At 45.9% G+C, this 20,486-nt stretch carries 22 protein-coding genes; all 22 read left to right on the top strand.

Annotated elements, in window-relative coordinates; translation table 11 throughout:
• Positions 1-6 precede the first annotated feature (6 nt).
• Entirely contained in the window at positions 7-867 is an 861-nt protein-coding gene (locus AC5W14_RS06885; protein WP_496058604.1) for a UbiA-like polyprenyltransferase, read from the top strand.
• The gene (locus AC5W14_RS06880) at positions 864-1,472 is read left to right on the top strand and encodes a UbiX family flavin prenyltransferase (RefSeq protein WP_496058603.1); all 609 of its coding nucleotides are present in this window, start codon (positions 864-866) and stop codon (positions 1,470-1,472) included. Before AC5W14_RS06885 ends, AC5W14_RS06880 begins: the two co-directional genes overlap by 4 nt.
• A complete protein-coding gene (locus AC5W14_RS06875; RefSeq protein WP_496058602.1) occupies positions 1,469-2,329 on the top strand; it encodes a menaquinone biosynthetic enzyme MqnA/MqnD family protein in 861 nt (286 codons plus the stop codon). Before AC5W14_RS06880 ends, AC5W14_RS06875 begins: the two co-directional genes overlap by 4 nt.
• Positions 2,330-2,340: 11 nt before the next feature.
• Positions 2,341-3,312, top strand: coding sequence for a heptaprenyl diphosphate synthase component II (hepT, locus tag AC5W14_RS06870; protein ID WP_496058601.1), 972 nt, complete (start codon positions 2,341-2,343; stop codon positions 3,310-3,312).
• A 121-nt stretch (positions 3,313-3,433) separates the two neighbouring features.
• A complete protein-coding gene (gene ndk / locus AC5W14_RS06865) occupies positions 3,434-3,877 on the top strand; it encodes a nucleoside-diphosphate kinase (protein ID WP_496058600.1) in 444 nt (147 codons plus the stop codon).
• Between the two features lie 159 nt (positions 3,878-4,036).
• Positions 4,037-4,873 (top strand): CheR family methyltransferase, encoded by an 837-nt coding sequence (locus AC5W14_RS06860; RefSeq protein WP_496058599.1) that lies wholly within the window; start codon positions 4,037-4,039, stop codon positions 4,871-4,873.
• A 128-nt stretch (positions 4,874-5,001) separates the two neighbouring features.
• Positions 5,002-6,174 (top strand): chorismate synthase, encoded by a 1,173-nt coding sequence (gene aroC / locus AC5W14_RS06855; protein WP_496058598.1) that lies wholly within the window; start codon positions 5,002-5,004, stop codon positions 6,172-6,174.
• A complete protein-coding gene (gene aroB / locus AC5W14_RS06850; RefSeq protein ID WP_496058597.1) occupies positions 6,174-7,262 on the top strand; it encodes a 3-dehydroquinate synthase in 1,089 nt (362 codons plus the stop codon). Before aroC ends, aroB begins: the two co-directional genes overlap by 1 nt.
• Positions 7,259-7,636, top strand: coding sequence for a chorismate mutase (gene aroH / locus AC5W14_RS06845; RefSeq protein ID WP_496058596.1), 378 nt, complete (start codon positions 7,259-7,261; stop codon positions 7,634-7,636). The genes aroB and aroH overlap by 4 nt, the downstream gene beginning before the upstream one ends.
• A 224-nt stretch (positions 7,637-7,860) precedes the next feature.
• A complete protein-coding gene (gene trpE, locus AC5W14_RS06840) occupies positions 7,861-9,381 on the top strand; it encodes an anthranilate synthase component I (protein WP_496193993.1) in 1,521 nt (506 codons plus the stop codon).
• Positions 9,374-10,399 (top strand): anthranilate phosphoribosyltransferase, encoded by a 1,026-nt coding sequence (gene trpD, locus AC5W14_RS06835; RefSeq protein ID WP_496058594.1) that lies wholly within the window; start codon positions 9,374-9,376, stop codon positions 10,397-10,399. The genes trpE and trpD overlap by 8 nt, the downstream gene beginning before the upstream one ends.
• Complete coding sequence (trpC, locus tag AC5W14_RS06830; protein ID WP_496058593.1) at positions 10,392-11,165, top strand: indole-3-glycerol phosphate synthase TrpC; 774 nt, start codon at positions 10,392-10,394, stop codon at positions 11,163-11,165. The genes trpD and trpC overlap by 8 nt, the downstream gene beginning before the upstream one ends.
• Complete coding sequence (locus AC5W14_RS06825; RefSeq protein ID WP_496058592.1) at positions 11,146-11,793, top strand: phosphoribosylanthranilate isomerase; 648 nt, start codon at positions 11,146-11,148, stop codon at positions 11,791-11,793. The genes trpC and AC5W14_RS06825 overlap by 20 nt, the downstream gene beginning before the upstream one ends.
• Positions 11,786-12,985 carry a tryptophan synthase subunit beta gene (gene trpB / locus AC5W14_RS06820; protein WP_496058591.1) on the top strand — a complete coding sequence of 400 codons (1,200 nt, stop codon included), beginning with the start codon at positions 11,786-11,788 and terminating at the stop codon, positions 12,983-12,985. Before AC5W14_RS06825 ends, trpB begins: the two co-directional genes overlap by 8 nt.
• The gene (gene trpA / locus AC5W14_RS06815; RefSeq protein ID WP_496058590.1) at positions 12,982-13,806 is read left to right on the top strand and encodes a tryptophan synthase subunit alpha; all 825 of its coding nucleotides are present in this window, start codon (positions 12,982-12,984) and stop codon (positions 13,804-13,806) included. The genes trpB and trpA overlap by 4 nt, the downstream gene beginning before the upstream one ends.
• A gap of 14 nt (positions 13,807-13,820) precedes the next feature.
• Positions 13,821-14,924 carry a histidinol-phosphate transaminase gene (hisC, locus tag AC5W14_RS06810; RefSeq protein ID WP_496058589.1) on the top strand — a complete coding sequence of 368 codons (1,104 nt, stop codon included), beginning with the start codon at positions 13,821-13,823 and terminating at the stop codon, positions 14,922-14,924.
• A gap of 28 nt (positions 14,925-14,952) precedes the next feature.
• Positions 14,953-16,053 carry a prephenate dehydrogenase gene (locus tag AC5W14_RS06805; RefSeq protein WP_496058588.1) on the top strand — a complete coding sequence of 367 codons (1,101 nt, stop codon included), beginning with the start codon at positions 14,953-14,955 and terminating at the stop codon, positions 16,051-16,053.
• A 286-nt stretch (positions 16,054-16,339) separates the two neighbouring features.
• Positions 16,340-17,596, top strand: coding sequence for a tetratricopeptide repeat protein (locus AC5W14_RS06800; RefSeq protein ID WP_496193992.1), 1,257 nt, complete (start codon positions 16,340-16,342; stop codon positions 17,594-17,596).
• A 14-nt stretch (positions 17,597-17,610) separates the two neighbouring features.
• Complete coding sequence (locus AC5W14_RS06795) at positions 17,611-18,069, top strand: YpiF family protein (RefSeq protein WP_496058586.1); 459 nt, start codon at positions 17,611-17,613, stop codon at positions 18,067-18,069.
• A 276-nt stretch (positions 18,070-18,345) separates the two neighbouring features.
• Positions 18,346-18,846: a QcrA and Rieske domain-containing protein gene (locus tag AC5W14_RS06790; RefSeq protein ID WP_496193991.1), complete on the top strand. Its 501-nt coding sequence runs from the start codon at positions 18,346-18,348 to the stop codon at positions 18,844-18,846.
• Positions 18,847-18,860: 14 nt separating this feature from the next.
• Entirely contained in the window at positions 18,861-19,535 is a 675-nt protein-coding gene (gene qcrB, locus AC5W14_RS06785) for a menaquinol-cytochrome c reductase cytochrome b subunit (RefSeq protein WP_496058584.1), read from the top strand.
• Positions 19,536-19,574: 39 nt separating this feature from the next.
• Entirely contained in the window at positions 19,575-20,405 is an 831-nt protein-coding gene (locus AC5W14_RS06780; protein ID WP_496193990.1) for a menaquinol-cytochrome c reductase cytochrome b/c subunit, read from the top strand.
• Positions 20,406-20,486 lie beyond the last annotated feature (81 nt).

Genomic DNA, 20,486 nt, shown 5'->3' with positions numbered 1-20,486 from the left:
CTTATAATGAAAAAAATTAAAGTGATATTGGAAATGATAAAGTTTGAACATACCGTGTTCGCTCTGCCGTTTGCTTTTCTTGGAGCTATTCTTGGAAGTATGACTGTAGAAGGAACCTGGCCGACTATTATGGAATGGATCTTTATTACACTGGCGATGGTCGGAGCCAGAAGTGCTGCGATGACGCTTAACCGCGTTATTGATGCCAACATCGATAAAAAGAATCCACGTACGGCAGACAGGGCCATACCGGCCGGGGAAGTATCCGTTCCCCAGAGCCTGCTGTTCATCGGGGCCTCTTTTGCGCTGCTGTTTATCGCAGCCTTTTCGCTTAATACGTTAACCGTACTAATGCTTCCGTTATTTGTATTTCTGCTCACTTTTTATTCCTATACGAAACGCTTTACGTGGCTCTGTCACGTATTTCTTGGTGTCACAATAGCGATGGCGCCGGTTGGCGGCTGGATTGGAGCGACCGGCCAGTTTTCAGTGGAACTGCTGTTTCTCTTTTTGACGGTAACTTTTTGGACAGCTGGTTTTGATGTTATCTATGCGACTCAGGATGCTGATTATGACCGCAGGGTTAAGCTGCATTCCATTCCGGCACGGTTTGGTATTGAAAAAGCCCTTCGTATTTCAAAAGGTTTTCACTTGATCAGCTTTGCATCACTGCTGCTTCTCAGTATATTTTCTCCGCTCGGGTGGTTGTTTATGATTGGAGTTATTATAGTAGGCGCGATCATGGTCTACGAACACTCCTTGGTAAAACCAACGGATTTAACGAAAGTCGGCGTGGCCTTCTTCCAGATGAATGGAATTATTAGTATTACCATGCTGGTTTTTGCTATTGGGGATCTGCTGATATGAACAACACAAAACGAATATTTACAGTAGCCATCACCGGTGCAAGCGGTGCCGTTTATGGAATTAGAGTCGCTCAACAGCTGCTGGAAGCTGACTGCAGGGTGCACCTTCTTATCAGCGAAGCCGGCTGGGAGGTTTTCAGGCTGGAAATGGAGCTTGATACATCCGACCGGCAGCAGTGTTTAAACGGTTTATTTGGGGATTATGATAAAAACGACCTTCTTGTGCACGGACTTAGAGACTTTACCGCCCCGATTGCGAGCGGATCGTATAAAACAGAAGCGATGATCATTGTGCCATGCTCGATGGGGACGCTCTCTAAAATTGCGAATGGCAATTCAGGAAACCTGCTTGAACGCGCAGCGGATGTTATTCTTAAAGAAAAACGCAGACTGGTAATCGTTCCGAGAGAAACACCGTTAAATGGAATTCACCTGGAAAACCTCGTCCGGGCAGATCGGGCCGGGGCCCATATTGTTCCAGCTATGCCCGGCTTCTACCACCTGCCTAACAGCATGGATGACTTGATCAACTTCGTAGCTGGAAAAGTGCTCGACAGCGTTCACGTGGAGCACACCTTGTTTACTAGATGGGGGGAAAAGCGATGAGCCTGCATCTCGGTGAAATATCCTACACGAACATTCTCCCTTTTTTTCATTACCTGGACAGAAAAGAACTGCGGGGCAGAGGCGTTCAATTTTATTATGAAGTGCCGTCTTCGCTGAATCAGTCGTTGGCGGAAGGAACCATTGATATTGCGGCTGTCTCATCTTTTGCGTATGCAGAAAATTACGACAGGCTCTCTCTGCTTCCGGATTTGTGTGTTTCTTCAAAAGGAGAAGTTCGTTCGATATTTTTGATTTCCAAAAAGCCAATTCTGGAACTGGAAGGAGCGGATATAGCGCTGACATCAGCCAGTGCCACATCCGTTCATCTCGTACAGATCCTGCTTAAAGAATTTTACCACTTCGAGACGCTTCACTTCGAAACGGTTTCTCCGGATTTGACTAAAATGATGGAGTCCTATGATGCGTGTGTACTTATTGGAGACGATGCCATAAAAGCACGACGGGAACATACAGAGTATTACTACTATGACCTGGGAGAACAATGGTTCACTCATACAGGCCTGCCGATGACGTATGCGGTATTCGCAGTACAGAATGATGCGCTTCGTTCCAGCCCCGGCCTGCTTTCTTTATTGAGTCGGGAGTTTGCCCGCAGCCGTGACACGGCTCATGCTGATGAATACGAAGAGCTGTCGCTCGAAGTTTCCGGCAGTATGGGAGGAGACCCTGCTTTTTGGGAAAGCTACTACAAAGGAATTCATTATGTGTTCGGAGAAGACGAAAAACGTGGACTCCTTTACTATTATTCGTTAGCATATAAGTATGGATTTATTGATAAACCAATACATGCATTAAACATATGGGGAAGCGGAAGAGAGGTGCAGTCTTCAAAGTGAAAGTAAACGCGGTGAAATTAGCAGATTTGTATATGTATTTAAACGCAGATATTAAAAAAATTGAAAAAGAGCTGGAGCAGTCCGTTCTATCGGAGCACCCTGCCCTTAAACACGCTTCTCTACACCTTCTGCAGGCGGGAGGCAAGCGTATCAGGCCGGTATTCGTCCTTCTTGGGGCAAAATACGGGGATTATGATATAGAACGCGTAAAGCATATCGCCGTCTCGCTGGAATTAATCCACATGGCCTCCCTCGTGCATGACGATGTAATAGATAATGCAGAACTGCGCCGGGGATCACAGACGATTAAAGCAAAATGGGATAATCGGGTTGCGATGTACACAGGCGATTACATTTTCGCAAAAGCAGTGGAAAAAACCACTTTTTTTAATGATGGCAGTATTAATTCCATTCTTTCCCACGCCATGATTCAAATGTGTCTGGGGGAAATTGAACAAATTCGGGACCAGTACAACTGGGAGCAGAATATGAGAATCTATCTGCGCAGAATACGCCGGAAAACAGCGCTGCTTATTGCAGTAAGCTGTCAGCTCGGAGCGATCAGCGCGGGGGCATCAAAACAGGAACAGATCCGGCTGTATCAATATGGATATAATGTAGGCATGTCATACCAGATTATTGATGATATTCTTGATTTTACCGGCACGGAAAAGCAGCTTGGCAAGCCGGCCGGAGGCGATCTGAGGCAGGGGAATGTAACGCTTCCTGCCCTCTATGCGATGGACCGAGACCCGGCTCTCAAAAAGGAAATTGTTCATTTAATTGAGGATGAAGCATCAAGTTCCCAGGATATTACTCCGATTATAGAAGCAATTAAAATGTCGGGCGGCATTGAGTATTCGAAAGAACTGAGCCGCAAGTATTTGAACAAAGCATACAGTGCCCTGGATAGTCTGCCGGACATTAAGGCGACTAAATCGCTCAGAGAAGTAGCGACGTATATAGGCGGCCGCAAACATTAAAACAGGAACTTTGTCCGCCAGACGGATAAAGTTCCTGTTTTAATTGAACATTGCTAACGCTTACATGGTTTGATATAATCATAAAGGTTGAACGCTTTCATTTACATAAGGAGGAACAAGTATGGAGCAGACATTTGTTATGATAAAACCGGACGGAGTACAAAGAAATTTAATCGGGGAAATTGTGCATCGTTTTGAAAAAAAAGGATACACGCTCAAAGGCGCTAAATTAATGAGTATTTCCAGAGAGCTTGCAGAACAGCATTACGGTGAGCATAAAGGTAAACCATTTTTCGAAGAGCTTGTTGGGTTTATTACGTCATCGCCGGTTTTTGCGATGGTGCTTGAAGGAGATGAAGTTGTTTCCTCTGCCAGAAAGCTCATGGGGGCAACAAATCCGCAGGACGCTGCTCCAGGAACGATTAGAGGAGATTATGGTGTCCGCATCAGTATGAATGTGATCCATGGATCGGATTCAACGGAAAGCGCAGAGCGGGAAATTAATCTATTTTTTAACGAAAATGAATTGACCGGCTACGAAAAACAAGTGTCGGCCTGGGTATAAATGAATAATTACATGCCGGCTGCTGCAGTTCATTCTGCGGCAGCCGGTATTTATTTTTACGAATAAGCAGGCTCTGCTCTTCTCCGGAAGCTTTTACTCATGATATGATAGACATTGCGAAACAAACCGCGAATGAGTTGAAAAGGATGAAAAAAACCAATGAAGAGCAGAGAAACCAGTGCTTCCCCTCCACCACGGAGATCAGGCCTTGCGACCGATGATTATATTGTTTTTACGGAAAAAGTCAAAACAAAAACGGGCATTGATTTGTCCTTATATAAAGAAGATCAAATGAAGCGTAGGCTGAAGACTTTTTATGAGAAAAAAGGTTTTTCGAACTTTGTTTCTTTTTTTGATGAAGGTTTGATGAAAAAAGATGAGCTGTTTCATCAATTTCTGGAGCGCATGACGATAAATGTATCGGAGTTTTACCGCAATCCAGCCAGATGGGAGCAGCTTAAAGAGACGATTTTCCCTTCGTTATGCGACAGTTCGTCGGCATTTAAAGTATGGTCGGCTGCCTGTTCCACAGGAGAAGAACCGTATACGATTTCCCATATTTTAAATGAAGCTCCTTATTGCAGCCATTACGTGATTCTCGCGACCGATATTGATACGAATGCCCTGCTTACCGCTGAAAATGGAGTCTACACGTCCCATACACTCAGTGCTGTACATATGGCAAGGCCGGGACTGCTGAAAAAGACGGAAGGCGGATACGAAGTGCCGGTACATCTGCGGAACAAAGTAACATTTAAACAGCTGAACCTTCTTGGCGATGCATTTGATCGGCAATTTGATTTTATTTCATGCCGAAACGTGCTGATTTATTTTACCGAATCAGCGAAAGCCGATCTGTATAGAAAGTTTTATCACTCGCTGAAAGACGGGGGCATTCTATTTGTCGGAAGCACCGAACAGATTTTTCAGCCGCAGCAGTTTGGGTTTGAAACAGCGGGGCCTTTTTTATACAAAAAGAACAGTAAGCTGCTGTAGACAGAATAGATAAAATCTTCAAACACAAAATACGTATAATAAAGCACCACTAAAAGAATTATGTTACAATTTAATGCATAAAAGCACTAAAGAGCTCATGGAGCGTATGGAATAGGAGAGAATAAACGATGAGATATTTAACAGCGGGAGAATCACACGGCCCTCAGCAGACAACAATTATAGAGGGGGTTCCATCACAGCTGGAACTGCTTCAGGAAGATATTAACACAGAATTAAAAAGGAGACAGGGCGGCCACGGAAGAGGACGGCGCATGCAGATAGAAAAAGATACCGTCGCGATCGCTGGCGGCGTAAGACATGGAAAAACAACAGGCGCACCATTAGCCTTAATCGTTGAAAACGATGATTTTAAACATTGGACAAAAATTATGGGAGCAGACCCGCTTACCGAAGAAGAGGAAAAGGAAATGAAGCGTGTCATCAGCAGGCCGCGCCCGGGCCACGCAGACTTAAACGGTGCTATTAAATACGGCCACCGGGACATGCGAAATGTGCTGGAGCGTTCCTCTGCAAGAGAAACAACAGCAAGAGTAAGCGCTGGAGCGGTAGCCAAGAAACTTCTCAAGACATTAGGTATCGAAGTAGGCGGGCAGGTGCTGGAAATCGGCGGAATTGAGTCCAAAGATCGTGACTATACAGATATCCATGATCTAAAGGAGCGTACAGAAGCGTCTCCAGTGAGATGTTTAGATAAAAACGCCGAAAAGGAAATGATGCAGGCGATAGATGACGCTAAAAAAGACGGGGATTCCATCGGAGGCATCGTTCAGACCGTTATTACCGGTATGCCCGCAGGAGTAGGGAGCTACGTGCACTACGACCGTAAGCTTGATGCGAAAATTGCCGGTGCGGTAATGAGTATCAATGCGTTTAAAGGAGTGGAAGTAGGCTTAGGTTTTGAAGCCGGACGCATGCCTGGAAGCAAAGTGCATGATGAAATTCTTTGGGAAGAAGGCCGCGGCTATTACCGCAGCCGCAACAACCTCGGAGGTTTTGAAGGCGGCATGACGACTGGAATGCCTATCGTCATCCAAGGTGTAATGAAGCCGATTCCGACGTTGTATAAACCGTTACGCAGCGTCGACATTGAAACGAAAGAGCCTTTTGAAGCAAGCATTGAACGCTCGGACAGCTGTGCTGTACCGGCTGCTTCTGTTGTAATGGAAAATGTGATTGCATTTGAAGTAGCTAATGCGATTTTGGAAATGTTTGGAGCGGACCGTATCGATGCGATTCAGGGAAATATGAAAAAACACAACGAATGGGCGCGTGATTTTTAATGGAGCGGCTCTTCGTTAATGCTTCTGCTGCCTCTTATCCGGTTTATATTGGAGAAGGAATCAGAAGCAGAGCGGGGGATTTACTCCTCTCTGAAGCAAAAGACGCGGAAAAAGTATTTATTATTTCGGATAGTGCTGTCGCTCCATTGTATTTGGAGGGTGTTGTGCAGTCTTTTCAAAGCAGCATAGAAGTATTTACATTTACGGTGGAAAGCGGAGAAGCATCTAAATCCTTTGCGGTGTATGAGCGTATTTTAACAGCCATGCTTGAAAGCGGCCTGGACCGTAAGTCTGTAGTGGCTGCACTCGGCGGCGGCGTAGTAGGAGATCTGGCAGGCTTTGCAGCGGCAACGTATATGCGCGGGATTCCATTTGTCCAGATGCCGACGACTCTTTTGGCTCATGACAGCAGTGTAGGCGGAAAAACCGGGATCAATCACCCCCTGGGTAAAAATATGGTTGGTGCGTTTCATCAGCCGGCTGCGGTCATTTATGACGTAGAGATGCTGCAGACACTGTCAGACAAAGAATGGCGCTCCGGTTTTGCTGAAATGATGAAACATGCCTACATTAAAGACGCTTCCTTTCTCGAATGGCTGCAGCGTCATATAACAAGCATTGAAGATGTAAAAACGTCAGCTGTCTCGATGCTTAAACGTTCCATTCAAATCAAAGCCGATATCGTTGCTCTTGATGAAAGAGAAACAGGAGTACGTGCGCATCTTAATTTCGGCCATACGCTCGGCCATGCTATAGAAAGCACAGCCGGCTACGGCAAATGGGCTCACGGTGAAGCCGTGGCGGCAGGTATGCTCTTTGCCATGCAGGTCAGCAACGATGAAGGTTTATCGAACTGGGACATCGAAAAAGAGAAAACGTGGCTGCTTTCATTGGGCTATCCGCTTGATACGAAAGAAATGAAAGCTTCGAGTCTGATGGAAGCTATGAAAAAAGACAAAAAGACGTCAGCTGGTGTGCTGACCTTTGTGCTTGTGACGGAGCCGGGCGAAACAATTACAAAGCAGATGCCGGACGAAACCGTTCACAGGCTGTTGAAGTCATTTATTGGAAAGGGGGAGATTGAATGATTAGAGGACTGAGGGGAGCAACAACGGTAGAAGGCAATGATGCCGAGGAAATTACACAGGAAACCGAAGTACTTCTCGGACAGATGATTGAAAAAAACGACATTTCCCCTGAACAGGTGGCACACGTTTGGTTTACTGTTACGGAAGACATTGATGCTGCTTTTCCAGCTAAAGCAGCCAGACAGTTTGCAGGGTGGGAGTACGTACCCGTCATGTGTGCCAGAGAGATCCCGGTTCCGGGAAGTCTGGAAAAGTGCATTCGTATTATGCTTACCGCGGATACCCGGAAAGCACAAAAAGAAATGCATCATATTTACTTAAATAAAGCGGTAGTGCTGAGGCCTGACCTTGAGTTGACAGATACAAAAGAATAAGAGTAGGATTATTGATAAGATTAGAAGAGCAGTCAGAATAGATAAAGAGCAGAGTAAAGCAGAGCAGCAGCAGAGATGAGTGGAGCTTAGACAGAGATGAACCATGACCCGCAAAAAAGCATGACTAATAAGCAGCAGAACGTGCGGGCCACACCCGCCCGCTTTTTGCTGTACCCACCCTCATTCTCCTTTTCTGCCGGACTTCTGTTCTTGAGAGGAGCATTATGATGACAGAAACATCGATGGAGTCCTTCCAAAAACAGGCTGAAAGCCATCCGCTTGTACCCTACGTGCGTACTTTTTTCACAGATTTATTAACCCCTATTGAACTATTTAAAAATGTTGAAGAACAGGCTGTTTTTATTTTAGAGAGTAAAGACCCGGCATCCTCCTGGTCCCGTTATTCTTTTATCGGACTGAATCCATCTTATCGGATCCAGGAAAAAAACGGCTTGTTTCAATTTGTGGAGGAAACCTCCAGGCAGGTGAAAGCAGAAAACGCCAGCCTTGCTGCCTTATTTGAAGAAAGCCTGTCGATTATTAATCCCGGTATCCCGTCAATTTCGCTTCCTTTCAAAGGTGGTGCAGTAGGAGTGGTAGCCTACGATACGATTGAACAGTTCGAGGACGGCATTGAGCCGATAGGTAAAAACGAAGACGACAGCAACGTGCTGTTGTTATTCTGCGAGACTATTATTGCCCTTGACCATGACACGAAAGAACTTTCCTTTGTTCATTACGAAAATAATGAACAAGAAAAGCCGACGGTCCGTTATCAGAACGCCCGGGACACGGTGGAGAGTTTAATGGCCCTGATGCAGGAAAATAAAAAAGCAGATACCTTTTTATCTCCATATGATGCTAATCAGGATGTTGATTTTTCCAACGTTGTCTCTAATTATAAAAAAGAAAAATTTCTGGAAGATGTCCGGACGATTAAAGAATATATAAAAGCCGGCGACATTTTTCAGGCGGTTCTTTCCCAGCGTTTTGAGCGGGATATACACGTGACCGGATTTCAGTTGTACCGGATTCTACGGATGGTTAACCCCTCCCCTTATTTATTTTATTTGAAGCTGGATGACCGCGAAGTTATCGGAAGTTCACCAGAGCGTCTTATACAGGTCGATAATGAACATGTAGAGATTCATCCGATAGCAGGCACACGCAAGCGCGGAAAAAGCGAGGAAGAGGACCTGGCACTTGAAAAAGACCTGCTTGCCGATGAAAAAGAAAGAGCGGAGCATTATATGCTCGTTGACCTGGCGAGAAATGATGTAGGAAGAGTAGCTGAATATGGTTCTGTGCAGACACCGGTTCTTTTGGAAGTGGGACGGTTTTCCCACGTTATGCATATCATTTCCAAAGTAACAGGACGCCTTGCAGACGGTACGCTTCCTATTGAGGCGCTTCAGGCTTCTTTCCCGGCCGGTACCGTATCCGGTGCGCCCAAAATCAGAGCGATGCAGATTTTAAAAGAATTGGAGCCGACGCGCCGGGGAATCTATGCCGGGGCGGTGTGCTATTTAGGCTACGATGGCAATATTGATTCCTGCATTTCCATTAGAACAATGGTAGTAGAAGGAGGAAAAGCCCGTATTCAGGCAGGCGCCGGTATTGTCGCAGATTCGGTTCCGGAACTGGAATATGAAGAAACACAGAATAAAGCAGCGGCTCTGCTTCGCGCGATTGAAGTGGCCGAGGAAATGTTTTATGAGAAAGGGGAGACGGTACAAGATGCTTAAAAAACTGCTGGCTTCGTGTATAGAAGGAAACAGGCTCAGCGAAGAAGAAGCTTATGAGGCGATGGACGTTATTATGAAAGGTGAAGCCACAGAAAGCCAAATAGCAAGCCTGCTTTCTATATTGCGCTACCGCGGGGAAACCGTAGATGAAATGACGGGTTTTGCAAGAGCTATGAAGGAACACGTTATTCAGATTGACCATACACAGCCGTTTGTAGTGGATACGTGCGGCACCGGAGGAGATCTAAGCTCAACGTTTAATATTTCCACCGCTGCGGCCATTGGATTATCTTCTATGGGGGTTAATGTGGCAAAACACGGAAATCGTTCGGTTTCCTCCAAAAGCGGAAGCGCGGATGTGCTGGAAAAGTTAAATATTTCTGTACAGTCCACCCCGGAAGAAGCGGCCCGTTCGCTCAAAGATAAGCAGATGGCGTTTTTATTTGCTCCTTTGTACCATGTGTCCATGAAGCATGCCGTCGCACCCCGGAAAGAAATAGGATTTCGTACGATTTTTAACCTGCTGGGCCCGTTAACCAATCCGGCAAATGCAGATGCCCAGGTCATCGGCGTTTTCAAAAAAGAAGCCGGACTGCAGATGGCCGAAACGCTGCAGCGCCTCGGAGCTAAGCGGGCCATGCTTGTAACCGGAGCGGATGGTCTCGACGAAATCACAATCACCGGAAAAACGTACGTAGCTGAGCTGAAAGATGGAAAGATCTCTGAATATACGATAACGCCGGAAGACATCGGAGCTGTATCGGCCTCTATTGAAGAAGTACAGGTGGAAACCGCCGAGGAAAGTGCGGCATTAATAGAAAAGATTTTTGCGAACAAAGCCGGCCGTGCCGCCACCGATATTCTGCTGTTGAATACGGCTGCTGCTTTGTATGTGTCAGATGAATCGGCTTCTATTAAAGAGGGCTACCAAAAAGCAAAAGCAGCACTCGAGGATGGACTCTTTTTAAAACAGCTTCATCGTTTACAGGAAAGCGGGGTTAAAGAAAGTCATGCTTGATAAGATTCTTGCTACAAAAGCAGAGGAGATAAAAGAAATTACCCTTGAAAAACGGGTGCAGGTGCCTTTTTACTCGTTAAAAGAAGCACTCGAAACAAAGCAGGGTGTGATCCGCGTCATCGCCGAAGTAAAAAAAGCTTCTCCTTCCAAAGGTGTGATCCGGCAGGATTTTGATCCAGTCAGCATTGCTAAAAGCTACGAAGCAGGAGGTGCCGCGGCGCTGTCCGTGCTAACGGATGTCACCTATTTTCAAGGTGCAAAAGAATACGTTACGTCGGTAAAACAGGCTGTTCACCTGCCGGTGCTCCGTAAAGATTTCATTATCGATGAAAAGCAGATTGAAGAAAGCCGGCGCATTGGAGCAGATGCCATTCTATTGATTGCAGAAGCAATGAAGCCGAAGCGTCTTCATGAATTGTATAAAGAAGCAAAAGGCTCCGGTCTGGACGTTCTTGTGGAGTGCCATTCCAAAGATGAGTTAACAGCGCTTCTGGACGAATTCGAGCCGGAAATTATCGGCATCAACAACCGGGATTTGAAAACCTTTTACACGTCGCTTGATACGACAAGGGATTTATCCGCCCTGCTGCCGGAAGGAAGCCTTTTAGTCAGCGAGAGCGGTATTGCCACGTATGAAGATGTACTGGAAGTAAAAAAGGCAGGAGCGCGCGGCGTTCTCGTTGGAGAGTCGCTGATGCGTCAGCCGGACGTGGAACAGGCGCTGCGAAAGCTGTTAGGAGAAAACGATGTCTCAACCGGTATATAAATTCTGCGGCGTGCATTCAGAAGCAGGGTTGAAGACAGCCGTTGATTCGCAGGCTTCCTACATCGGCTTTGTGATGGCAGAAAGCAGGCGGTATGTTTCCCCTGATACAGTAAAAGGATGGCTGGAGCATTATCCGGACCTGGACAAAAAAGTGGTGTTTTTATTTGTGAATGAAACGATGGATACGATAAAAAAGGCTGTGCAGACTGTCCGTCCGGATGTCATTCAGCTGCACGGTTCCGAAACGCCGGAACAGACAGCTGTCGTCAAAACCGCGTTTCCAGATATAGACATATGGAAAGCTATTCATCATGATCCAAATTCTCTGTTGTTACTGGAACAGTTTTTAAATAATGTAGATGGGTTTGTTATTGATGCCAAAGCAAAACATGCCTGGGGCGGCACTGGAGAATCCTTTGACTGGTCGCATGCCGGCCGTTATATAGAGTATGGAAACCGCCTGAATGTGCCTTTGTTTATTGCCGGAGGCATAACGCCTGATAATGTGCAGGAGCTTTTGGACCATGAGCCGTGGGGAATTGATCTTTCGAGCGGTCTCGAAAGCAGTGGAGAAAAAGATCCGGAAAAAGTACGACAACTGGAAAAGAGGTTATATAAAAATGAGTAAAGTATATCCAGATGATAAAGGACGGTACGGGGCTTTTGGAGGGAAATTTGTCCCGGAGACACTAATGTATGCTTTGGAAGAATTGGAACAGGCCTTTGAAGAAGCATGGAATGATGAAGCATTTATGAACGATTACCATCATACGCTGGAAGAATTTGCCGGTCGTCCAACTCCTCTTACGTATGCCGAACGCCTGACAGAAAAACTTGGCGGCGCTAAAATTTACCTAAAACGCGAAGACCTGCTTCATACCGGCGCGCATAAATTAAATAACGCTGTCGGCCAGGCGCTTCTGGCAAAAAGAATGGGCAAAAAGAAAATAGTTGCAGAAACCGGAGCCGGTCAGCACGGAGTGGCTACGGCGACCGTCTGCGCGCGCATGGGGCTGGAATGCAAAGTGTTTATGGGAGAAGAAGATATGAGACGGCAGTCGCTGAATGTCTTTCGGATGGAACTGCTCGGAGCAGAAGTCGTCCCTGCACTTTCCGGCAGCAAAACGCTTAAAGATGCGACAAACGAAGCCATTCGTTACTGGGTATCCAATGTAGAAGACACTTTTTATTTGATAGGTTCTGTCGTAGGGCCCCACCCGTATCCGAAAGTTGTCCGCAATTTCCAACGCATTATCGGCGATGAAACAAAGCAGCAGCTCCAGAAGATCGAACAGTCCCTGCCTGATGCAGCAGTAGCGTGTGTCGGAGGAGGCAGTAACGCCATTGGCATGTTTTATCCGTTTTTGGAAGACGATGTAGAGCTGTACGGCGCTGAGGCTGCCGGCATGGGAATCGGAACAAACCAGCATGCCGCGACTATCAGCAAAGGCACAAAAGGGGTGATTCACGGTTCCCTTACCTATCTAATTCAGGACGAAAACGGACAGATTATTGAACCGTATTCTATTTCAGCCGGCCTTGATTATCCGGGCATCGGTCCGGAACACTCGCATCTTGCTGAAAGCGGCCGGGTACAGTACGAAGCGGTAACAGACGATGAAGCACTGGAAGCCCTTAAAGAATTAACCCGGACAGAAGGCATTTTTCCGGCGATTGAAACGGCGCATGCCCTTCATTTGGCTTTTGCCCAGGCGAAAAAGATGTCTAAAGATCAAATACTGGTTATCTGTGCTTCCGGCCGCGGCGATAAAGATGTAAACACGATAAAGGAATCATTGGAACAGGAGGATAAGTCATGACAAGACAAACCGTCCGGGAGGCCGCTGAAGGCGCCTCCTATCCGCTGTTTATTCCATTTATTATGGCAGGGGACCCAAATAAAGAAACGACGATTGAGCTGGCAGTGACGATGCAGAAAGCCGGAGCCCATATACTGGAGCTGGGAATTCCTTATTCTGATCCGCTGGCTGATGGTCCCGTCCTGCAGCGTTCCGCCCTGCGTGCTCTTAAGCACGGAATGTCGCTTACTGCTGCTATTGAATTAATTCCTGAAATGAGAAAAAGAGGACTAACGATTCCGGTTATTATTTTTTCCTACTATAATCCGGTCCTGCGAATGGGAATTGAGACCTTTATAGAAAAGCTGAAAGAAAATGAAGCAGACGGCGTGCTTATTCCGGATCTTCCTCTAGAGGAAAGTGAAGAATTAAGCACCTTAACTAAAAAAGAAAATCTGGCTAATATTTCTCTTGTGGCTCCGACTTCAAGCACAAGGCTGGAAAAAATCGCAGCGCAGGCGGAAGGATTTCTATACTGTGTCTCGAGCCTGGGCGTTACAGGCACAAGAGATGAGTTTCCTCCTGAAGCCTATACCTTTATCGAACAGGTAAAAGCGAGCAGTGAAGTGCCGGTTGCCGTAGGGTTCGGCATTTCCACCCCCGAGCAGGTGAAGAGGTTGCAAGGCTCAGCCGATGGGGTTATTATTGGTAGTGCGATTATGAAAAAAGTGGAAGGACTTCAGGCTGAATTAGAGCATGAAGCGAAACGCAGGGATGCGCTTGAGTCCATACAGCAGTATGTAGAAGGTTTATTAGCGGTCCCTTCCTCCCACCAACAATAAATGGAGGAATCCAAATGAAAGCTAAAAAGCAGATATACGGTATGACACCGTATCAACCGGGAAGACCGATAGAAGAAGTAAAAAAAGAGCTTGGTCTTTCAGAAGTAACTAAGCTTGCTTCCAATGAAAATCCTCGCGGGGCCTCCGACCGGGTAAAGCATACGCTTGAAGAAACCGCTTCCCGTCTGGAAATATACCCGGACGGCTATGCTGCGGCACTGCGTAAAAAAACAGCTGATTTTCTTGGAGTGAAAGGGGAGCAGCTCGTATTTGGAGCAGGTTCCGATGAAGTGATTCTTATGCTCTGCCGTACCTTTCTTGATCATACGACGAACACCGTGATGGCTACGCCCTCTTTTTCGCAGTATAAACACAACGCGTTAATTGAAGGCGCTGAAATTCGGGAAGTCCCTCTGCAGGACGGAGTACATGACCTCGATGCGATGCTTGAAGCAATCGATGAGCAGACGCGGATCGTATGGGTATGCAATCCGAATAATCCAAGCGGTACGTATGTAAACGATGCAGCTTTTCGAAAATTTGTCGAACAGGTACCGGAGCACGTGCTGATTGTATCGGATGAAGCGTATATTGAATATGTTACAGCAGACGATTACCCACAGACGATGTCTATGCTGGCTGACACGCCGAATTTAATGCTGCTGCGCACGTTTTCTAAAGCATATGGGATGGCTTCCCTGCGGGTAGGCTTCGGAATCGCTTCAGCGGAGCTGATCTCTCTTGTGGATAGAGTGCGACCGCCGTTCAACTTAACGACAACAAGCCAGGTTGCTGCGATTGAAGCACTAGAGGACCAGGAGCATATTAAGCAGTGTGTAGCAGATAATGCAGAAGGGCTGGAAGAACTGCAGGCATTCTGCAGCAAACACAACCTTACGTACCTGCCTACACAGGCAAACTTTCTGCTAATTTACGTTAAAGTGCCGGGAGATGTAATGTTTGATGCTCTCCTTAAGAAAGGGTTTATCGTCCGATCCGGTCAGGCACTTGGCTTTCCGGAAGCAATTAGGGTAACAATAGGGACAAAAGAACAAAATAAAGCATTTATGACAGCATTCGCTGCCTGTTTAGAAGAAGTCAACGTATCTTCCAAGTAACAAAGGATACGCTTAAAGGAGTACAAAAGTGGCAAATAAAAAAGTAAGTGTCATTGGAATGGGCCTGATAGGCGGTTCCATTGCTTTGGCGATAAAAAAAGAACATCATGCTGAAATAACGGGTGTCGACGTAGACAAAAATCAGCTCCGCCTGGCTAAATCACTGGGTGTGATTGACGTCTGTGCCGAATCGCTTGAGACGGGAGTGAAAGAAGCGGATCTGATCGTCGTAGCTGTGCCCGTAACAAAAACCGTCAATATACTAAAACGGCTTCAGGATACTGAGCTGAAGCCGGGAGCTATCATTACCGATGTTGGAAGCACGAAGCAGCAAATCTGCGCAGCAGCAGATTTTGCAGACCAGGGGGTTACCTTTATCGGAGGCCACCCTATGGCAGGATCGCATAAAAGCGGGGTACAGGCAGCCAAACCACATTTATTCGAGAACGCTTATTATGTACTGACACCCGTGAGCGGCACCGGCATGAATCGGGTCATTCAGCTGCAGAACTGGCTGAAAGGCACGTCGGCAAGATTTATTGAAATGGCGCCGCAGAGGCACGACCAGCTGGCCGGTCTTATCAGCCACTTTCCTCATATCATAGCTGCCGGACTTGTCCACCAGGTCCGGGATGCCGGAGAGAAAGACGGAATGGCAAGCCAGCTGGCAGCCGGAGGCTTCAGGGATATTACGAGAATTGCATCTGCCAACCCTATCATGTGGCGGGACATACTTCTGCAGAACAAAGAAATGCTCCTGAAGCTTCTTGCTGATTGGAAAGTTCAAATGAATAAAATGGAACTGCTCATAGAAGAAGAAGACAGCAACAACATTCTGGATTACTTTTCAGAAGCGAAAAGTTTTCGCGATACACTGCCAACACGGGAAAAAGGAGCACTGCAGTCTTTTTATGATTTATTTGTAGATGTTCCGGACCATCCGGGGGTCATTTCGGATGTCACCGGCATTCTTGCGAAGAATAATATCAGCATTATTAATATTCGTATTATGGAAACCAGAGAAGATATTACCGGTGTTCTTCAGCTGACATTCCGTTCGGAAAAAGACCGGGAAGAGGGAAGCCGATTCCTTCAGTATTCCTTATATGATACGTATTTAGCTGAATAATAATTTGTAAACCGTCTGTTTTTTTCAGGCGGTTTTTCTTCTAAAAAGAGTTGACAATATGGAAATTTTTGATAGAATATAGTTAGCGTATGGTTTCTCTCCACTCCTATCCATACTCATTCAATTGAATAGCAATTTTTTGCTAACCTGATTTGTAAGCGTTTACGAATCAGGTCTTTTTTTCGTGTTCCTACATAAAAGGCGCCGGTCGAACTAAACTGTATAATTTGATATACTATACGAGGCAAAGAGGAATACAGAAAGAACGATGGAGGGTTTTAAACCAGTGGATTTAATAAATATTTACGATATGATAAATAACGGCAAAGTAGAAGAAGGACTCGAAAAGCTTGAAGCACTTGAGAAAACCGCATCACACCAGGAAAAATACGACATCCTGCAGGTTTATGAAGAGCTCGGTCTTGCAGATAAGTCCAAGCCTATTATTGATGAGCTTATTCAGCATTACCCTGATGAAACCGAACTGTATTTAATTGCAGCAGAAAATGCAATTGACCTCGACCAGGAGGAAGATGCGATTGAATGGCTGCTGGAAATAAAAGAAAAAGATGAAAACTTCTTGCAGGCCCAAATGCTGCTGGCTGATTTGTATCAGCTGCAGGGACTTGATGAAGTAGCAGAATCAAGGCTTCTGCAGGCGCTGCAGAAAGCACCGGAAGAGCCGGTTCTGCTTGCCGGGCTGGGGGAGTACTACCTGGAAAGAGGAGATTTTGCCAAGTCGATTCCTTATTTAAAACAGGCAGAACAGCATGGCTTTCAATACCCGGAAGGCAGCCTGTCTTTACGTCTCGCCGAAGCCTACAGTGCTACCGGCCAGTTTGAAGATGCCATGAAATATTACAAAACGGGCCTGGAAGAAAAGCGTGAAATGAACGCGCTGTTCGGTTATGCGTATACGGCTCTTCAGGTGAAGGACTATGAACTGGCAGCACAGAAATTTGAAGAACTAAAAGCGATGGACTATGAATACGCCTCTTTATACCCTTATTTAATTCAGGCCTACAAGCATCAGAAGAAATGGGAAGCAGCGTTTGAAGCAGTTCAGGAAGGGCTGAAAGTAGATAATTTTAATGATCAGCTTTATGTAGAAGCAGGCATTGTCCAAGGCTCTCTTGAAAATACAGAGCTTGCCGAAGGATATTTAAAAGAAGCGCTTGCTCTGAACCCGGCTAATGCAGAAGCAGCCTCCGTTTTATTTTCTATGTGGCATCAAAATGATGAATATGACCAGATGATTGATCTGGCTGAGCACCTCCAGAATCTTGGAGAAACAGATGTATTGTTTGATTGGAATAAAGCCAGAGCATATGCAGGCAGAGATGATCTGGAAGAAGGACTTGCTCTATTTGAAAAAATTTATCCTGAACTGAAAGAAAACACCGTGTTTCTTGATGAATACGCGGCACTGCTTTTGGAGATGGGTTATAAAGACAAAGCGATTATGATGTGGAAGCAGCTTCTTTTAGAAGAGCCGGATAATCAGGCGGCAGTGCTTAGACTTGAGGAGCTGGAACAGGAATAATAGGAGGGTTTGTATTGAAATGGACCGCAGATGATGTGACCGTTTTTCACAGGGAAAAACAATATATAGATACACTGCTGCTGCCTCTGCAGCCTGTATCATTTACAGACGAAATAAAACAAAGTGCCTCGATGCAGGAATTTGTAGAAGCATTAACCTGGGAAATAGAAAAGCAGTTCAAAGGCAGGATCATGCTCTCTCCCGCCTTTCCTTATTTAAAAAAAGAATCGGTGGAAGAGCAGGTGCCGGAAATCCAGAAATGGATAGAAGAGGCGAAGCAGGGCGGCTTTTCCCATATTATATTTGTCACGTCGGATGCCAGTTGGAAACAGGTGGAAAAAAACCTGGACGGGATGCTTTTATGGATGCCGTTTGTGCCTTTTGAAAACCTGGAAAGTTCTTATAAAAAACAAATTATTTCAGAGCAGATGAAACAACTGCTGCCCCTGCTTACAATGAAATGGAACGAATAACCGGCGCGTTTTAACGCGGTTTGGAGACAACGTTGACATATAGTTAAAAGCTGGGATATTATAAATGTATCCCAGCTTTCTTTTTATCCAGAAAGACAGGAAAGAGGGATTGTTTTCTGTTATACTATAGTTAACGAACCAGGTTACGAAAATGGTGTAGTTCTGCCTTTAAAGGCGTGTCTCTGCAATAACAAATCAAAAAAGCAGAATGATGTTTCTTTTTTTCGTTTGTTTTGTAAGGGCTTTATTTCTTTTTAAATGGGGGAGGGAAATAGATTGAGTGAAAAAAAGCATAATGTATCCAGGCGCCAGTTTCTTACATACACGCTTACTGGAGTTGGCGGATTTATGGCGGCAGGAGTGATACTGCCTATGGCGAGATTTGCAGTAGACCCGATTTTGAAAGCGGGGGCGGAAAGCGATATGTACGCGGTTGCTGAACTGGCGGATTTAACGGAAGAGCCGCAGCGGTTTGACTTTTCCTTCGAGCAGGTCGATGCATGGTATCAGTCAGAAGTTACTGAAACTGCATGGATTTACAGAGAAGGGGACGATATCGTTGCACTTTCACCTACCTGTACGCATTTAGGATGTACGGTCAACTGGGATGCCAATGAAGATTACCCGGGACAGTACTTCTGCCCTTGTCATTTCGGCCGTTTTGAAAAAGACGGAACCAATGTGGCGGGAACACCGCCTACAGAGCCGCTTCATAAGTTTGTAACAGAAGTACGGGACGGCACAGTTTACTTAGGTACAGCAGAACCACAATTATAGGGGGTGAATTACATATGTTGCAGCGCGTGTACGACTGGGTAGACGACCGTCTCGATATCACTCCTATGTGGAGGGACATAGCGGACCATGAAGTGCCGGAGCACGTCAACCCGGCCCACCATTTTTCCGCTTTTGTATACTGTTTCGGCGGCCTTACCTTTTTTATTACTGTGATTCAGATCTTATCCGGTATGTTTTTAACGATGTATTATGTTCCAGATATTGTAAATGCGTATGAATCCGTTCGTTACCTCCAGGGGGAAGTGGCATTTGGAGTAATTGTCCGGGGGATGCACCACTGGGGAGCGAGTCTCGTCATTGTTATGATGTTTCTTCACACTCTGCGTGTCTTTTTTACCGGATCTTATAAAAAGCCCCGTGAATTAAACTGGGTAGTTGGTGTACTTATATTTTTCGTTATGCTTGGACTGGGCTTTACAGGGTATCTTCTTCCCTGGGATATGAAAGCTTATTTTGCAACAGTTGTTGGACTTGAAATCGCAGAGAGTGTTCCTATCGTTGGGGAACTGACGAAGACACTGCTGGCGGGAGATCCTGATATTATTGGGGCGCAGACATTAACCAGGTTTTTTGCCATTCATGTATTCTTCCTGCCGGGTGCACTGCTCGGATTGCTGGCTGCCCACTTTATTATGATTAGAAAACAAGGTATTTCTGGTCCATTGTAAAGGACAGTGAAGAATATATTGATTGGGGGGATATAAACGATGCATAGAGGAAAAGGCATGAAATTTGTCGGAGACTCCCGTGTGCCTGACAATAAAAAACCGAATATCCCAAAAGACTATTCGGAGTTTCCAGGAAATACGGAAGCTTTCTGGCCAAACTTCCTTCTTAAGGAGTGGCTCGTTGGTGCCGTATTCCTTATCGGATTCTTATGTTTAACTATTGCCCATCCGGCTCCGCTGGAAAGGCTGGCTGATCCTACGGATTCAGGCTACATACCGCTTCCTGACTGGTATTTCCTGTTTTTGTACCAGCTGTTAAAATACGAATACGCTTCTGGACAACTTACTGTTATTGGCGCCGTTGTTATTCCGGGACTGGCTTTTGGAGCACTTCTGCTGGCACCATGGCTGGATACAGGACCGGAGCGCAGAGCTTCTAAACGTCCTATTGCTACTTCATTAATGGTGCTGGGTGTGCTGGCCACTGTTTATCTCACGTGGGAATCAGTAGACAGCCACGATTGGGAAGAAGCGGAAGCGCAGGGCGAAATGCTTGATGAAGAGGAAATGGAAGCCGCGGAAAGTGTCGATATGGAAGCTGCCGGGTATGAAATATACTCGGAGCAGGGCTGTATTGGCTGCCACGGCGATCAGCTGCAGGGTTCAGGTGCTGCCGGACCGCCTATATTTGATGTACCTTATGATGCAGAAGGTGTAGCAGATATCGCAGTTAATGGTATTGGTGAAATGCCGGCAGATCAATTTGAAGGCAGCGATGAAGATCTTCAGACGCTTGCTGAATATATCGCTTCCGGTGGAAACCCTGAAGGTGGGGAAGAAGGCGGAGAAGAGGGCGAAGAAGAAGAATAAAGCATTGACATCATCGTCCTGTAAACGATATCGTTTATAGGACGATTTTGTATGGAAAAAATGCTATTGGAAAGAGGGACT

The organism is Sinobaca sp. TMA16-18 (assembly GCF_059510535.1).
Note: the sequence above shows the minus strand (reverse complement) of the source record. Positions and strands in the feature narration are given on the sequence as shown.

Bases quoted from the DNA above. Each gene is read 5' to 3' on its own strand.
- AC5W14_RS06885 (WP_496058604.1), top strand. From the start codon at position 7: ATGAAAAAAATTAAAGTGATATTGGAAATGATAAAGTTTGAACATACC.
- hisC (WP_496058589.1), top strand. From the start codon at position 13,821: ATGAAAGCTAAAAAGCAGATATACGGTATGACACCGTATCAACCGGGA.
- trpB (WP_496058591.1), top strand. From the start codon at position 11,786: ATGAGTAAAGTATATCCAGATGATAAAGGACGGTACGGGGCTTTTGGA.
- AC5W14_RS06860 (WP_496058599.1), top strand. From the start codon at position 4,037: ATGAAGAGCAGAGAAACCAGTGCTTCCCCTCCACCACGGAGATCAGGC.
- aroC (WP_496058598.1), top strand. From the start codon at position 5,002: ATGAGATATTTAACAGCGGGAGAATCACACGGCCCTCAGCAGACAACA.
- trpA (WP_496058590.1), top strand. From the start codon at position 12,982: ATGACAAGACAAACCGTCCGGGAGGCCGCTGAAGGCGCCTCCTATCCG.
- AC5W14_RS06780 (WP_496193990.1), top strand. From the start codon at position 19,575: ATGCATAGAGGAAAAGGCATGAAATTTGTCGGAGACTCCCGTGTGCCT.
- trpE (WP_496193993.1), top strand. From the start codon at position 7,861: ATGATGACAGAAACATCGATGGAGTCCTTCCAAAAACAGGCTGAAAGC.
- ndk (WP_496058600.1), top strand. From the start codon at position 3,434: ATGGAGCAGACATTTGTTATGATAAAACCGGACGGAGTACAAAGAAAT.
- AC5W14_RS06875 (WP_496058602.1), top strand. From the start codon at position 1,469: ATGAGCCTGCATCTCGGTGAAATATCCTACACGAACATTCTCCCTTTT.
- trpC (WP_496058593.1), top strand. From the start codon at position 10,392: ATGCTTGATAAGATTCTTGCTACAAAAGCAGAGGAGATAAAAGAAATT.
- trpD (WP_496058594.1), top strand. From the start codon at position 9,374: ATGCTTAAAAAACTGCTGGCTTCGTGTATAGAAGGAAACAGGCTCAGC.
- AC5W14_RS06825 (WP_496058592.1), top strand. From the start codon at position 11,146: ATGTCTCAACCGGTATATAAATTCTGCGGCGTGCATTCAGAAGCAGGG.
- AC5W14_RS06880 (WP_496058603.1), top strand. From the start codon at position 864: ATGAACAACACAAAACGAATATTTACAGTAGCCATCACCGGTGCAAGC.
- aroB (WP_496058597.1), top strand. From the start codon at position 6,174: ATGGAGCGGCTCTTCGTTAATGCTTCTGCTGCCTCTTATCCGGTTTAT.
- aroH (WP_496058596.1), top strand. From the start codon at position 7,259: ATGATTAGAGGACTGAGGGGAGCAACAACGGTAGAAGGCAATGATGCC.
- qcrB (WP_496058584.1), top strand. From the start codon at position 18,861: ATGTTGCAGCGCGTGTACGACTGGGTAGACGACCGTCTCGATATCACT.